Below are 13,711 nucleotides of genomic sequence, written 5' to 3'. Positions count from 1 at the left end.
TTCGTGCGCCCGGCATCGCGCTGTCGTACACCCCCGGAGCCATCGCGGCATTCGAGGGAAGGAACGACATGGACTTTCTGCGATGGCTCTTCGAAGCACAGATTCCCGTAGGCGGATCTGTGCTTGTTCTTCGCGAAGTGCTAGGCAATATTTTCGGGCTCGCCAGCGCCCTGGGCGGCATGCGCCGCAAAGTCTGGGCATGGCCGATCGGAATCGCGGGCAACCTGCTCCTGCTCTCGGTCTTTCTGGGCAACGTCTTCGGCGCCGCCTCGCCGGCAACCCTATGGGGCCAGGCAGGACGCCAGATCATGTTCATTACCGTCGCCGTCTACGGCTGGTACCGCTGGCGCCAAGGACTCCAAGCAGGCACGCATGGCCACGCCGTCGTGCCCGGCTGGGCAAGCCCCACAGCGCGGATCGGCATGGTGGCCGCCATGATTGCGGGAACAGCCGCGCTGACTCCCGTCTTCGCTTCCATGGGATCGTACCCTCCTGTGTGGGCAGACGCCTGGACCTTCATGGGTTCCCTCCTGGCGACGTCTGGCATGGCGCGTGGCTGGACCGAATTCTGGCTGATCTGGGTCGCCGTGGACATTGTTGGCGTTCCCTTGCTCTTTAGCGCAGGCTACTTTGCCAGCGCCTTCATGTACCTCTTTTACGGGTTCTTCACCCTTGCCGGATTCTTCGTCTGGTGGCGCGCAGACCGACGTGAAAGCCGGCCGCTCAGGCCAACGCCCGAGCCGGAAACCGCAGGAGCCCTCTCATGAGCGACGCTATTGACCCGAATTTTTCGGAAGCTGAGTCCGCCGCCATGGAGACGGCACTTCACGTGGCCCTCCGGGGACATCGCGGTGCCAACCCGTTGGTGGGTGCGGTTGTGCTCGGGCCCAGCGGAGAACAGCTCATCACGGGTTACCATCGCGGCGCAGGGACGCCACACGCCGAGGCGGATGCGATCGCCAAGGCGCAGGCGAAAGGCCTCGACCTCGCGGGAACAACCATGGTAGTGACCTTGGAGCCGTGCAACCACGTAGGGCGCACGGGACCGTGCACCACGGCGATCATTGACGCCGGCATATCGCGGGTCGTTTACGCCGTCGATGATCCCCACGATCCGGCTGCAGGCGGTGCCGGCAGGCTGCGCGCTGCCGGTGTGGACGTGCGGTCCGGGCTTGCCGCGGCCGAGGCCTTGAAGCTGAACCGCGAGTGGTTCAATGCGGTAGATGCCAGGCGCCCATTCGTCACGCTCCACATTGCCCAGACCCTGGACAGCAGGATCGCGGCCGCCGACGGAACCAGCCAATGGATCTCCAGCCCTGAATCGCTCGCCGACAACCACGGATTGCGCCGCCTGATCGACGCCATCCTTGTGGGCACCGAAACCGTCCTGGTGGACAACCCCCGGCTGACCGCGCGGGACAGTGACGGCGTCGAATCGCCAAGCCAGCCGCTCCGGGCCGTCATGGGGCTGCGGGAGGTGCCGGCGGATGCCGCCGTGCGCGGGACTGACGGCAAGTTCATCCAGTTGCCGACCCGTGACCCGTCAGAGGCCTTGGAGTTGCTGTTCGCCCAAGGCGTCCGGCACGTCATGGTGGAAGGCGGCTCCCGCATCCTGAGCGGCTTCCTCGCCGCCGGCCTGGTGGATGAATTGATCGTCTATCTTGCGCCCACCCTGTTGGGTGCCGGTACACCTGCCCTCATGGATCTCGGCATCTCCACCCTCGCCGACGCCCAGCACTGGAACTGGGACGACGCCGGCGGCGGTGCGGTCCATGCGCTGGGCCGCGACCTCAGGCTGCATTTGAGGTCCGGACCATCGGACGGAAACAAACCGGCCTGGAGCAAGTCGCACACCGAACACCACGAACCATTTCCGGGCAAGGACGCCTCGGACACCACCACAGGAGGACACTGATGTTTACCGGAATCGTTGCCGAGCAAGGCACGGTCCTGTCCGTCGAGCACGACGGCGAGGCCAGCGCCACGCTGCGCCTCACGGCCCCGAGCACTACTGAGGGGCTTGGATTGGGCGGCTCCATCGCGGTCAATGGCGTATGCCTCACCGCAACGGACATCGACGGCCGGGAGTTCAGCGTCGATGTCATGGGCGAAACCCTCGTCCGCACCACCATCGGCGAGCTTGCCGCCGGCGACTTGGTGAACCTCGAGCGGTGCGTCCAGGCGGGCGGCCGCTTGGACGGCCACGTCGTGCAGGGCCACGTCGACGGCGTCGGGCAGCTTCTGGAGCGCGAGTCGCTGGGCAACTGGGACCGCCTCCGCTTCGCCGTGCCGGCCCCGCTGGCACGGTACATCGCCGAAAAGGGCTCGATCGCCGTCGACGGCGTTTCACTCACCGTCACCGCCGTCAGCCCGGCCGAAGAAGAGAACCCTTGGTTCGAAGTGGGCCTCATTCCCACCACGCTGGACGAAACCGGGCTCGGGGCCAAGCCCGCCGGTGGACGCGTCAACCTTGAGGTGGACGTTCTCGCGAAATACACCGAGCGCCTGTTGTCCTTCCGTACTTCAGCAACAGCCGGCGGGGCCGTCCAGTGAGCGCCGCACACAACGGCAGCACCACGGTACTGCGCCAGGGCCTGGACCCTGTGGAGAAGGCCGTGCAGGCCATGGCAGCCGGCCGGCCCGTCATCGTGGTGGACAATGAAGACCGCGAAAACGAAGGTGACATCATCTTCGCCGCCGAACACGCGACGCCTGCCCTCATGGGCTGGACCATCCGCTACAGCTCGGGAGTCATTTGCGTTCCGCTCGAGGAGTCGCGGGCCGATGCGCTGGCGCTGCCGCCCATGGTCCTGGTCAACGAAGACGCCAAAGGCACGGCGTACACGGTGTCCTGTGATGCTGCGCTGGGCGTAAGCACCGGTATTTCCGCCACGGACAGGGCCCTGACGGCCCGGATTCTGGCTGATTCCAGCAGCACTCCGTCCTCGATCACACGGCCCGGGCATATTTTTCCGCTCCGGGCCGTTAAGGGGGGAGTGCGTGAACGTCCGGGACACACGGAAGCGGCAGTTGATCTCTGCAGGCTTGCGGGGCTCGCCCCGGTGGGCGTGATCGCCGAGTTGGTACATGACGATGGTGAAATGATGCGCCTGGACAGCCTCCGGGAGTTCGCTGCCGAGCATGGATGTCCTCTGATTTCGATCGAGGACCTCGTAGCTTATGTTGTAGCGACGGAGGCGGGGCACCAGGTTGCAATTCCGGCAGGAAACGAGGAGCAGCGATGACCACAGCGACAACGCACGACGGCGGCACAGCCGCGCGCGCACCGCATCCCGTGAGCGGCGGCCCGATTGTCCAGCTACCCACCGCCTTCGGTGAGTTCGTGGCACAGGCGTGGACCGATCTCGCGACCGGTGCGGAGCACCTGGCCGTGAGTTCCCCGAAAGCGCCGATTGCCGGCAAGCCTCCCCTGGTGCGCCTGCATTCGGAGTGCCTTACGGGCGACGTTTTCGGTTCGTACCGCTGCGATTGCGGCGAACAGCTGGCCTACGCCCTTGAACTCATCCGCGAAGAGGGCGGGACCCTGCTCTACCTTCGTGGACAGGAAGGCCGCGGCATCGGCCTGGCAAACAAGATCAAGGCCTACGCCCTGCAAGAGGCCGGATTCGACACGGTCGAGGCCAACGAGCAGCTGGGACTCCCCGTGGACGCCCGCTGCTACAAGGCCGCCGCCCAGATCCTTGCCGAAATGGGCCTTCACGAAATCCGGCTCCTGAGCAACAACCCGGACAAGCAGAACCGGCTTGCCGCGGCCGGCGTGAAGGTGGTCGAGATGGTGCCCACCGAGGTCCCGTCCCGGGAAGAAAACCTGCGGTACCTCCAGACCAAGAAGGACCGCATGGACCACCGCCTGACCCTCGGCGACACTGAACCGGCCGGCACGCACGCAACCGCCGGCACCTTTGACCTCGAACAAGACTGAACTTCACCCTTAAGACTGAACGGATCACCACACACCCATGAGCGGACACGGCGCCCCCACCATCGACCTCACCACCCTCAATCCCGAGGAAACCCACCAGCTGAAACTCGCCATCGTTGCTGCCAGCTGGCATACCCAGATCATGGACGGCCTTCTCGACGGCGCGCTGCGTGCCGCCAAGGAAGCCGGCATCGCCGAGCCCACCGTGCTGCGCGTCCCGGGATCCTTTGAGCTTCCCGTCGCAGCTGCACGGCTCGCGCCGCACTTCGACGCCGTCGTTGCCCTCGGCGTCGTCATCCGCGGAGGCACGCCGCACTTTGACTACGTTTGCCAGGCGGCGACGTCGGGCCTCACCGAAGTCAGCGTCCGTACCGGCGTGCCGGTGGGCTTCGGCGTGCTCACGTGCGACACCGAGCAGCAGGGCCTGGACCGCGCCGGGCTGGAAGGCTCGTCCGAGGACAAGGGCCACGAAGCCGTGACCGCTGCGCTCTCCACTGCGCTGACCCTCAAGCAGTACACCTAGTCACTTGCCGCGAGCTCGCCGGAACGGTGCCAACTCGCCGGAGCCTTCCGGCGAGCGGGGCGCGTTCCGGCGATCTCGACGACGGCTTGTGCGTTCGCTCACATCCCTTCCGTCATGCAATGACCCGACAGGCCCCGAGCAAGTAGGCTGTAGGGCGTGAAGAATTTCGAGACGCTGTTCGCAGAACTGAGCGAAAAGGCAGCGACCCGTCCGGCAGGCTCCCGTACCGTGGCCGAATTGGACTCCGGAATCCACGGCATCGGCAAGAAAGTCGTGGAGGAAGCCGCTGAAGTCTGGATGGCTGCAGAGTATGAATCCGATGAAGCCGCGGCCGAGGAAATCTCCCAGTTGCTCTACCATCTGCAGGTCCTGATGCTCGCCAAGGGTCTGAGCCTGGAAGACGTTTACAAGCATCTCTAGCCACGTCCGCTCGGTCCGGACCTGAAAAGGTCCTGGCGGAGCCCAGCGTGGCCCCCGCGCTGACTGCGCCGTCTCTTGCGAGAACAGCGCCGTGAGCACAATGCCTGAAACTTCCCCTTCCACTTCCCAAGAAAGTCCCCCCATGCTGCGAGTAGCCGTCCCCAACAAGGGTTCCCTGTCCGAAGCCGCCTCCGCGATGCTGACCGAGGCGGGATACCGCCAGCGCCGCGATACCCGTGAACTGGTCATGGTCGATCCCGACAACGACATTGAGTTCTTCTTCCTGCGCCCCCGCGACATCGCCGTGTATGTAGGCCAGGGCACCCTCGACGTCGGCATCACCGGCCGCGACCTCCTCCTGGACGCGCAGGTCGAAGCAGAAGAGCTGCTTCCCCTGGGCTTTGCCGCCTCCACCTTCCGTTTCGCCGGGCCCGTCGGCGACTTCACCGGCGTCGAGCAGCTTGAAGGCAAGCGCCTCGCCACGAGCTACGACGGCCTCCTGCGCGACTACCTCGCCGAGCGCGGCGTCAAAGCCAAGGTGGTCCGCCTTGACGGTGCCGTCGAGTCTTCCGTGCGTCTCGGTGTCGCCGACGCGATCGCCGACGTCGTCGAAACCGGCAACACGCTCAAGGCTGCAGGAATGGAGATCTTCGGCGAGCCCATCCTCAAGTCCGAAGCCGTCCTGATCCGCCGCACCGGCGAGGGTGGTGCCGCAAACGGCACGGCGAAGGAGATCGAGGTCCTGATCCGGCGCCTGCAGGGCGTGCTCGTGGCCCGCCAGTACGTCCTCATGGACTACGACATCCGCAAGGACCTCGTCGAAGAAGCAGCCACCCTCACCCCGGGGCTCGAATCGCCCACCGTGTCGCCGCTGCGCGACTCGGACTGGGTTGCCGTCCGCTCCATGGTTCCGAAAAAGGAAACCAACCGCATCATGGACGAACTGTACGACCTCGGCGCCCGCGCAATCCTGGTCAGCAGCATCCACGCCTGCCGCATCTGACACGAGACAATCGAGGAGCAGCAATGGCTGTAGCAGTACGGGTCATCCCTTGCCTGGATGTCGACGCCGGCCGTGTGGTGAAGGGCATCAACTTCGAGGGGCTGCGCGACGCCGGAGACCCCGTGGAGCTGGCGCACCGCTATGACAACGCCGGGGCGGATGAACTCACGTTCCTTGACGTCACGGCGTCTTCCGGGAACCGGGAAACCACGTTCGACGTCGTTCGCCGCACCGCCGAGGAAGTCTTCATCCCGCTGACCGTCGGTGGCGGCGTCCGGGGCGTGGCCGAAGTGGACAAGCTCCTGCGTTTCGGCGCGGACAAGGCCTCCATCAACACAGCCGCCGTCGCGCGCCCTGACGTCATCGACGAGATCACCCGCCACTTCGGATCACAGGTGCTGGTGCTGTCGGTGGACGCGCGGCGGACCAGGCCCGGCTTCGAGCCCACGGCTTCCGGCTTCGAGGTGACCACCCACGGTGGACGCCAGGGGACCGGAATCGACGCCGTTGCGTGGGCAAAGGAAGCCGCGGACCGGGGTGTGGGGGAGATCCTCTTGAATTCGATAGACGCCGATGGCACCAAGGACGGCTTCGACCTCGAACTGATCCGTCTGGTCCGTGCGGCCGTCCACATCCCGATCATCGCTTCCGGCGGTGCTGGCAAACCGGCGCACTTCCCGCCCGCGGTGGAGGCCGGTGCCGACGCCGTGTTGGCCGCGTCGGTGTTCCATTTCGGCCCGGATGACATGATCGCCCAGGTCAAAGCCGCGATCCGCGATGCAGGCTTCCTGGTCCGCTAGCGGGATCCGACCCAACTCCAACCCAACTGGCTCGCAGTTAACGTCGTTTTGAGCGCTCATAACGACAACAACTGCGAGTTAGTTGGGTTAACGGGCGGGTTAGAGGCCGACTTCGGCGGACTGGAGCAGCGCGACGGCGTCCGGCTGGCCTTCGAAGGTGACCAGGGCGTGATGCGTGCGGCCATGGGCGTGCATAAGGAGTTCACCGGGCTCGCCCACGATGGCGACGGATACGGGAGCCCGCTTGGCAACGTGGCGGGGGCCGGTGGGGCGAACCAACACGATCCCGAGATCCACGCCGCGGTAGAGAATGGCGGCGCGCTTGATCAATTCATCCCACAAGGCGTCCGAGTATTCCTCGTCGAGGGCCCGTGGAGCCCAACGGTCTCCGGCCCTGCGGATGTCTTCCGTGTGCACGAAATATTCAATGAGGTTGGAGGACTCGTCGAGGGCCTTGATCTTCAAGGGAGACAAAGCCGGCGGCCCTGAACGGAAGGTATTCACCAGCTCGGCGTAATCTTCCGTGGTCTTGAGCTTGGAGGCCAGCTTGGCAGTGGCTTTGTCCGAGGCCCGGGCGAGGCTCTTGATGAGCAATCCAATACCGACGGCCGCTTTGCGCTCCCGCAAGTACAAGTGCGCAGCGAGGTCCCTTGTCAGCCACCCTTCGCAGAGCGTGGGGGAGTCAGGTCCGGCCGCCAGGAGTGTTTCGGCCAGTACTTCGCGGGAGGGATCGACGAAATGCATCACTTGTGAAACTAGCACGAGACGCGCTCTGTTGCGCAGTGGAACCGCCGCTGAATTTCGCCTCCACATGAGGCACTAGACTTGATCTGATGTCTGAGCAGTCAACACCCCCAGCCACGCCCGCTGCCGCTTCTGCCGCGGAGCCCGCCGTCGTGCCCGTTAGTCCGCTCCCGCACGAGCTGGCCGCCGCGCTCAAGCGCGATTCCGCCGGCCTTGTGGCAGCAATCATCCAGCAGTTCGACACCGACGAAGTGCTGATGCTCGGCTGGATGGACGATGAAGCTTTGCACCGGACCCTGACCACCGGACGCGTCACCTTCTTCTCCCGCTCCCGCCAGGAATATTGGCGCAAGGGAGACACCTCCGGGCACGTTCAGTTCGTGAAATCGGTGGCCTTGGACTGCGACGGCGACGCCCTCCTGGTCCGCGTCGACCAAGTGGGCGCGGCCTGCCACACCGGGACGCGCACGTGCTTCGATGACCGGAGCCTCGCCGCCGTGACCGGCGAGCGGGACTAGCCCGCTACACACCATCCACTGAGGCAAGCACACAAGAAAAGGCGGAGAACACAAACCATGCAGGACCTTGGAATCATCAGCCCGGGCCTGGAGGAGTTCCGCGAACTCGCCGCGCACAGCCGTGTCATCCCGGTCCGGCTGAGGGTACTGGCCGACGCCGAAACTCCCATCGGGCTCTACCGCAAGCTGGCCCAAGGCCAACCCGGCACCTTCCTCCTGGAGTCGGCAGCCGTCGGAGGGGCATGGTCACGCTATTCCTTCATTGGTTCGCGTTCGCGTGCCACTTTGACCAGCAAGGACGGCCAGGCGCACTGGATCGGCGAGCCGCCCGTCGGCGTGCCCGTGGACGGCAGCCCCGTCGACGCCGTCCGGGACACCATTGCGGCCCTGCAGACCGACCGCTTCCCGGACCTTCCTCCCTTCACCTCCGGCCTTGTCGGCTTCCTTGGCTGGGAAACAGTCCGGCACTGGGAGAAGCTGACCAGTCCCCCGGAGGATGACCTCCATCTGCCCGAACTGGCCCTGAACCTCGTGACGGACATGGCTGTCCACGACAACATGGACGGCACCGTCCTGCTGATTGCCAACGCGATCAATTTCGACAACAGTTCCGAACGGGTCGACGAAGCCTGGCACGACGCCGTCGCCCGGGTGAAGCGCTTGCTCGACCAGATCAGCACTCCCGTGAAGCAGCCTGTATCGGTGTTGCAGTCCGAAGCCCTCGACTTCGCGTCGAGCGTCCAGGAACGCTGGGCTGAGCAGGAGTACCTCGACGCGATCGATCGGGGCAAGGAGGCGATCGTCGACGGCGAGGTCTTCCAGGTGGTCATTTCGCGACGCTTCGAAATGGAGTGCGCCGCGGATCCGCTGGATGTGTACCGCGTGCTGCGCAACACCAACCCGAGTCCGTACATGTACCTCTTCAGCCTCGAAGATCCCGACGGACGCGAGTACACGATCGTCGGTTCCTCTCCCGAGGCCCTCGTGACGGTGACGGGCAACGAGGTCATCACCCACCCGATCGCCGGATCGCGGCCTCGCGGCAAAACCGTGGAAGCCGACAAAGCGCTGGCCACCGAGCTGCTCGCGGACCAGAAGGAACGCGCCGAGCACCTCATGCTCGTGGACCTGTCCCGGAACGACCTGTCCAAGGTCTGCGTGGCTGGAACAGTGGACGTCACGCAGTTCATGGAGGTCGAACGCTTCAGCCACATCATGCACCTCGTGTCCACTGTCGTCGGAGAATTGGCGCCCGGGGCGAAGGCATACGACGTGCTCAAGGCGACCTTCCCGGCCGGCACGCTGTCCGGCGCGCCCAAGCCACGCGCACTGCGGCTCCTGGACGAACTCGAACCGCACCGGCGCGGCATCTACGGCGGCGTCGTCGGATACCTCGACTTCGCGGGCGACATGGACATGGCGATCGCCATCCGCTCGGCACTGTTGCGTGAGGGCCGGGCGTACGTCCAGGCCGGCGGCGGCATCGTGGCCGATTCCCACAAGCCTTCCGAAGCGCTGGAGACCGTGAACAAGGCGGCGGCCCCCTTGCGTGCCGTGCACACTGCCGGATCGCTCAACAACATTTCCCCGGACGCCGTTTCCGCGGAATCGATCGTCGACGGGAAGCCCGCGCTGTGACCGCCGACCGCCCTCAGACGGCCACCACAAAGCCTCCCGTGTGGGCACGGAAGGGCAACGTCGTGCTCGCCATGGCCATTCTTGCCCTCGCCGTTTTCGGGACCACCACCCAGACCTGGATCAACGTCCGGCTCGATCCCGCCGCCGCGGCGAATGCCGACCTCCACGTCCAGGGGAGCAAGGCCGCCACAGCGGTGACCGCGCTCGCGCTCGTCGCCCTTGCCGGGGGACTGGCATCGTCCATTGCGGGCAAGGTTTCGCGCTGGATCATTTCAACGATCATCGTGCTCGCCTCGGCGGGCATCCTCATTGCCGCGGTGACCGTCCTGGCAGACCCACTCGGTGCGGCGCAAGGAACCATTGCGGCGACCACAGGCATTTCGGGCGGGCAGGCGGCCGCATCGTCCACCGTCTTCCCGGTACTCGCCGTCGTGGCTGCCGGCCTGCTCGCCTTGTGCGGTGGCCTGCTTCCGCTCGCGGGCCGGCACTGGAAGGCGCGCACCAAGTACGACGTCGCCAGCCGGGCGGCCCTCGCGGGTTCCGGACCGGTCGACGAGATCGACAGCTGGGACAGCCTCTCCCGCGGAGAAGACCCCACGTAAGACTCGACTGTCCGGACGTCGGACGATGTCCCGGGTGCAGTCAATAAATGGCAGAATGTAAGCAGTATTCATCCTGAGGAGATTTTCACATGAGCAAAACCACAGTGTCCGCGAGCAAGGCCCCTGTGACCGCTGCAAGCCACAGCGACGCCATCGGCCACGGCAACAGCCCGGCCGCGTGGACCTGCGTGATTGTCATGCTGGTAGGGGCCTTGATTTCATCCATCGCCTTTGTGATCGCCAGCACCCCCATTTTCATCGCCGGCATTGTTGTCATGTTCGGCGGCCTGATCGCCGGCTGGGCCATGCGCAGGGCGGGCTACGGCGTCGACGGCAGCAAGCTGAAGAACGCCGGCCACTGACCGTGACCGTTCTTGATGACATCATCGTCGGTGTCAGGGAGGACATGGAGGCACGCCGCCTTGTTGTTGGCCTTGACGAGCTGAAAGAGCGCGCCGCGGCCACTGCGCCCGCACTGGACGCGTGGGCTGCCTTGGGCGGTCCGTCTGCCAGCCGCGACGAATTGAAGGTCATCGCGGAAATCAAGCGCCGCAGCCCGTCGAAAGGCGATCTCGCGAGCATCGTCGACCCTGCGGCACTTGCGGTGCAGTACGCCGACGGCGGCGCTTCCGTGATCAGCGTCCTCACCGAACAGCGGCGCTTCAACGGGTCCCTGGCGGACCTCGACGCGGTCCGCGCCGCCGTCGACATTCCGTTGCTGCGCAAGGACTTCACGGTTGACGAGTACCAGATCTGGGAAGCCCGCGCCCACGGCGCGGACCTCATCCTGCTGATCGTCGCGGCGCTTTCCGATGCACAGCTGCGCGAATTCAGCGCGTTGAGCCACGAGCTCGGCATGAACGTCCTGGTGGAAACCCACACGCCCGAGGAAATCGAGCGTGCGGCCGCAGCCGAGGCACGGATCATCGGCGTGAACGTCCGCAACCTCAAGACGCTCGACGTCGACCGCTCCCTTTTTGCCTCGCTCGCCGGAAGCATTCCAGCGGGAGCAGTTGTCGTGGCTGAATCCGGTGTGCGGAACGCCGAGGACGTTGCGCACTATGCGGGAAACGGTGCCCACGCAATCCTTGTGGGCGAAGCCCTTGTGAGCGACTCCACGCCACACGAGCGGATCAGCGAATTCAAGGCGGCCGGAGCTGCCGCCATCGCCGTCAGGACCTAAGGCAGGCCTGATTCGCGACCGGGACCCGGACAGCAGCAGACAACACGGCTGCCTGCTGTCCTGCGGCTCCTGGAAGAACCCAACTACCAACTGAACAGGACGGTGAGACTGATGGTGGACGCATCAACAGCCAACTCGGATGAGAATGTGGCCGACGCATTCCTACAAGGCGGAACCTCGCTCCGCAACGCCGCTGGGCCGTATTTCGGCTCCTACGGTGGACGTTGGATGCCCGAGTCCCTCATCGCCGCCCTGGACGAAGTTGAGGACACGTTCGAGAAAGCCAAAGCCGATCCCGAGTTCCTCGCCCAGCTGAAGGACCTCAACAAGAACTACTCGGGCCGTCCGTCGCTCCTGACGGAGGCCAAGCGGTTCTCGGAGCACGCCGGCGGGGCCCGTATCTTCCTCAAGCGCGAAGACCTGAACCACACCGGATCGCACAAGATCAACAACGTGCTCGGACAGGCCTTGCTCGCGAAGCGCATGGGCAAGTCCCGTGTCATCGCGGAAACCGGCGCCGGCCAGCACGGCGTTGCCAGTGCCACCGCCGCGGCCCTGCTCGGACTCGAATGCGTCGTCTACATGGGCGCCGAGGATTGCCGCCGCCAGGCGCTCAACGTGGCACGCATGCAGCTCCTGGGCGCCACCGTGGTTCCCGTGACCAACGGATCACAGACGCTCAAGGACGCCATCAACGACGCCCTCCGCGACTGGGTTTCCAATGTCGACAACACCCACTACCTGCTCGGCACTGCGGCCGGCGCGCACCCGTTCCCGGCGATGGTGCGTTTCTTCCACGAGGTCATCGGCGAAGAAGCGCGCGCCCAGATCCTGGAGCAGACCGGCAAACTGCCCGACGCCGTCTGTGCCTGCATCGGCGGCGGTTCCAATGCCATCGGCATCTTCCACAGCTTCCTGGACGACGCCTCAGTGAAGATCTACGGCTTTGAAGCCGGCGGCGAGGGCGTCGAAACCGGCCGGCACGCCGCCGCCATCACTCTCGGACGCCCCGGCGTGCTGCACGGTGCACGCTCCTACCTCATGCAGGACGAGGACGGCCAGACCATCGAGTCCCACTCGATTTCCGCCGGCCTGGACTACCCGAGCGTGGGTCCGGAGCACTCCTACCTCGCGGACATCGGCCGCGTCACGTATGAGCCCATCACGGACACCGAGGCCATGGAAGCGTTCCGTCTGCTTTGCCGGACCGAAGGCATCATCCCCGCCATCGAGTCTTCGCACGCCCTCGCCGGCGCCATCAAGGTGGGCAAGCAGCTCACGGAAGGCAAGGAAAACCCGGCAGACACGATCATCATCGTGAACCTGTCCGGGCGCGGGGACAAGGACGTGGAAACGGCCGCCGAATGGTTCGACATGTTGGATGAAAACGGCAACGTCAAGGGCACCACCCTCTCCACGCGCAAGCCCAAGGGCACGTCCGAACGCAGCAACCTTGAGATCAGCACTGAAGAAGCAAACGGGGGCCGGAACTGATGACTGAGCAGATGAGCAGCAAGTCCGCGGCCGCGATCGACCGTGCGAAGGCACAAGGCCGGGCGGCGTTGATCGGATATCTGCCGGCAGGCTACCCGGACGTCCAGTCAAGCATCGACGCGGGCATTGCCATGGCCCGCAACGGCGCGGACCTCATTGAAATCGGCATCCCGTATTCGGACCCCGTCATGGACGGCTCGGTCATCCAGGCTGCGACGACGGAAGCAATCGCCAACGGTTTCCGCGTCGCCAGCGTGTTCGACGTCGTCGCGGGCATCACCGCGGCCACCGACGCCGCAGTGCTGGTCATGACCTATTGGAATCCCGTCATGCGCATGGGCGTCGACGAGTTCTCACGCAGGCTGGCCGAGGCCGGGGGAGCCGGGCTCATCACTCCGGACCTCATTCCGGACGAGGCCGCCGAATGGTTCGCTGCCTCGGACAAATACGGACTCGACCGGGTCTTCCTCGTGGCACCGTCGTCCACGCCGGAGCGCCTCGCCATGACGGTGGAGGCGAGCCGAGGCTTCGTCTATGCCGTTTCCATCATGGGTGTCACCGGAGCGCGGCAGTCAGTCAGCAGCGCCGCGGAGAAGGTCGTGGCCGATACGCATGCAGCCGGCGCCGAACGTGTTTGTGTCGGGCTCGGAGTCTCCACCGCGGACCACGTCCGCGAGATCGCCGCTTATGCGGACGGCGTGATCGTCGGTACCGCGCTGGTTGCCGCAATCCGCGACGGCGGCGTTGACGGCGTCGCGCAACTCACCAAGAACCTCAGCGCCGGTCTCAGCCGGGCAGCAGCGCAAGCCCACAACACAGCGCAGGCCTAGAAAAGGAAAAGCG

The 13,711-nt window shown here is 65.4% G+C and carries 17 protein-coding genes; 16 read left to right on the top strand and 1 reads right to left on the bottom strand.

Annotated features, from left to right (window positions below):
* Positions 1-68 precede the first annotated feature (68 nt).
* From pnuC to hisF, 9 genes are all read left to right on the top strand, one after another.
* Positions 69-767, top strand: coding sequence for a nicotinamide riboside transporter PnuC (gene pnuC / locus ACSBOX_RS12490; RefSeq protein ID WP_442542750.1), 699 nt, complete (start codon positions 69-71; stop codon positions 765-767).
* The gene (gene ribD / locus ACSBOX_RS12485; RefSeq protein WP_442542749.1) at positions 764-1,915 is read left to right on the top strand and encodes a bifunctional diaminohydroxyphosphoribosylaminopyrimidine deaminase/5-amino-6-(5-phosphoribosylamino)uracil reductase RibD; all 1,152 of its coding nucleotides are present in this window, start codon (positions 764-766) and stop codon (positions 1,913-1,915) included. The genes pnuC and ribD overlap by 4 nt, the downstream gene beginning before the upstream one ends.
* Positions 1,915-2,553 carry a riboflavin synthase gene (locus tag ACSBOX_RS12480; RefSeq protein ID WP_442542748.1) on the top strand — a complete coding sequence of 213 codons (639 nt, stop codon included), beginning with the start codon at positions 1,915-1,917 and terminating at the stop codon, positions 2,551-2,553. Before ribD ends, ACSBOX_RS12480 begins: the two co-directional genes overlap by 1 nt.
* Positions 2,550-3,245, top strand: a complete 696-nt coding sequence (gene ribB, locus ACSBOX_RS12475; RefSeq protein ID WP_442542747.1) for a 3,4-dihydroxy-2-butanone-4-phosphate synthase — start codon at positions 2,550-2,552, stop codon at positions 3,243-3,245. The genes ACSBOX_RS12480 and ribB overlap by 4 nt, the downstream gene beginning before the upstream one ends.
* Positions 3,242-3,943: a GTP cyclohydrolase II gene (ribA, locus tag ACSBOX_RS12470; protein WP_442542746.1), complete on the top strand. Its 702-nt coding sequence runs from the start codon at positions 3,242-3,244 to the stop codon at positions 3,941-3,943. Before ribB ends, ribA begins: the two co-directional genes overlap by 4 nt.
* Before the next feature lie 37 nt (positions 3,944-3,980).
* Positions 3,981-4,466: a 6,7-dimethyl-8-ribityllumazine synthase gene (ribH, locus tag ACSBOX_RS12465; RefSeq protein ID WP_284981500.1), complete on the top strand. Its 486-nt coding sequence runs from the start codon at positions 3,981-3,983 to the stop codon at positions 4,464-4,466.
* Between the two features lie 156 nt (positions 4,467-4,622).
* A complete protein-coding gene (locus tag ACSBOX_RS12460) occupies positions 4,623-4,886 on the top strand; it encodes a phosphoribosyl-ATP diphosphatase (RefSeq protein ID WP_018778638.1) in 264 nt (87 codons plus the stop codon).
* A 142-nt stretch (positions 4,887-5,028) separates the two neighbouring features.
* Entirely contained in the window at positions 5,029-5,889 is an 861-nt protein-coding gene (gene hisG / locus ACSBOX_RS12455; protein WP_078105459.1) for an ATP phosphoribosyltransferase, read from the top strand.
* Positions 5,890-5,912: 23 nt separating this feature from the next.
* Positions 5,913-6,689: an imidazole glycerol phosphate synthase subunit HisF gene (gene hisF / locus ACSBOX_RS12450; RefSeq protein WP_442542745.1), complete on the top strand. Its 777-nt coding sequence runs from the start codon at positions 5,913-5,915 to the stop codon at positions 6,687-6,689.
* Between the two features lie 99 nt (positions 6,690-6,788).
* On the opposite strand, the gene ACSBOX_RS12445 is transcribed toward hisF, so the two are convergent.
* Positions 6,789-7,433, bottom strand: coding sequence for a TIGR03085 family metal-binding protein (locus ACSBOX_RS12445; protein WP_078105457.1), 645 nt, complete (start codon positions 7,431-7,433; stop codon positions 6,789-6,791).
* Positions 7,434-7,522: 89 nt separating this feature from the next.
* Between ACSBOX_RS12445 and hisI the strand changes: the two genes are divergently transcribed.
* The 7 genes from hisI (at position 7,523) to trpA (ending at position 13,698) form a co-directional block, all read left to right on the top strand.
* Entirely contained in the window at positions 7,523-7,951 is a 429-nt protein-coding gene (hisI, locus tag ACSBOX_RS12440; RefSeq protein ID WP_078105456.1) for a phosphoribosyl-AMP cyclohydrolase, read from the top strand.
* A gap of 57 nt (positions 7,952-8,008) precedes the next feature.
* Positions 8,009-9,589 (top strand): anthranilate synthase component I, encoded by a 1,581-nt coding sequence (locus tag ACSBOX_RS12435; RefSeq protein ID WP_442542744.1) that lies wholly within the window; start codon positions 8,009-8,011, stop codon positions 9,587-9,589.
* Positions 9,586-10,191 (top strand): Trp biosynthesis-associated membrane protein, encoded by a 606-nt coding sequence (locus tag ACSBOX_RS12430; RefSeq protein ID WP_442542743.1) that lies wholly within the window; start codon positions 9,586-9,588, stop codon positions 10,189-10,191. Before ACSBOX_RS12435 ends, ACSBOX_RS12430 begins: the two co-directional genes overlap by 4 nt.
* 89 nt (positions 10,192-10,280) lie before the next feature.
* Positions 10,281-10,553, top strand: a complete 273-nt coding sequence (locus tag ACSBOX_RS12425) for an HGxxPAAW family protein (protein WP_442542742.1) — start codon at positions 10,281-10,283, stop codon at positions 10,551-10,553.
* 2 nt (positions 10,554-10,555) lie between these two features.
* On the top strand, positions 10,556-11,374 hold the full coding sequence (gene trpC / locus ACSBOX_RS12420; protein WP_442542741.1) for an indole-3-glycerol phosphate synthase TrpC: 819 nt from the start codon (positions 10,556-10,558) through the stop codon (positions 11,372-11,374).
* Positions 11,375-11,485: 111 nt separating this feature from the next.
* Positions 11,486-12,868, top strand: coding sequence for a tryptophan synthase subunit beta (trpB, locus tag ACSBOX_RS12415; RefSeq protein WP_442542740.1), 1,383 nt, complete (start codon positions 11,486-11,488; stop codon positions 12,866-12,868).
* Positions 12,868-13,698, top strand: a complete 831-nt coding sequence (trpA, locus tag ACSBOX_RS12410; protein WP_442542739.1) for a tryptophan synthase subunit alpha — start codon at positions 12,868-12,870, stop codon at positions 13,696-13,698. Before trpB ends, trpA begins: the two co-directional genes overlap by 1 nt.
* Positions 13,699-13,711 lie beyond the last annotated feature (13 nt).

This window comes from Arthrobacter sp. KN11-1C, from assembly GCF_052180225.1.
In the GTDB taxonomy this organism is placed as follows: Bacteria; Actinomycetota; Actinomycetes; order Actinomycetales; family Micrococcaceae; genus Arthrobacter.
Note: the sequence above shows the minus strand (reverse complement) of the source record. Positions and strands in the feature narration are given on the sequence as shown.

Bases quoted from the DNA above. Each gene is read 5' to 3' on its own strand.
- pnuC (WP_442542750.1), top strand. From the start codon at position 69: ATGGACTTTCTGCGATGGCTCTTCGAAGCACAGATTCCCGTAGGCGGA.
- ribD (WP_442542749.1), top strand. From the start codon at position 764: ATGAGCGACGCTATTGACCCGAATTTTTCGGAAGCTGAGTCCGCCGCC.
- ACSBOX_RS12480 (WP_442542748.1), top strand. From the start codon at position 1,915: ATGTTTACCGGAATCGTTGCCGAGCAAGGCACGGTCCTGTCCGTCGAG.
- ribA (WP_442542746.1), top strand. From the start codon at position 3,242: ATGACCACAGCGACAACGCACGACGGCGGCACAGCCGCGCGCGCACCG.
- ribH (WP_284981500.1), top strand. From the start codon at position 3,981: ATGAGCGGACACGGCGCCCCCACCATCGACCTCACCACCCTCAATCCC.
- hisG (WP_078105459.1), top strand. From the start codon at position 5,029: ATGCTGCGAGTAGCCGTCCCCAACAAGGGTTCCCTGTCCGAAGCCGCC.
- hisF (WP_442542745.1), top strand. From the start codon at position 5,913: ATGGCTGTAGCAGTACGGGTCATCCCTTGCCTGGATGTCGACGCCGGC.
- ACSBOX_RS12445 (WP_078105457.1), bottom strand. From the start codon at position 7,433: ATGCATTTCGTCGATCCCTCCCGCGAAGTACTGGCCGAAACACTCCTG.
- hisI (WP_078105456.1), top strand. From the start codon at position 7,523: ATGTCTGAGCAGTCAACACCCCCAGCCACGCCCGCTGCCGCTTCTGCC.
- ACSBOX_RS12435 (WP_442542744.1), top strand. From the start codon at position 8,009: ATGCAGGACCTTGGAATCATCAGCCCGGGCCTGGAGGAGTTCCGCGAA.
- ACSBOX_RS12425 (WP_442542742.1), top strand. From the start codon at position 10,281: ATGAGCAAAACCACAGTGTCCGCGAGCAAGGCCCCTGTGACCGCTGCA.
- trpB (WP_442542740.1), top strand. From the start codon at position 11,486: ATGGTGGACGCATCAACAGCCAACTCGGATGAGAATGTGGCCGACGCA.
- trpA (WP_442542739.1), top strand. From the start codon at position 12,868: ATGACTGAGCAGATGAGCAGCAAGTCCGCGGCCGCGATCGACCGTGCG.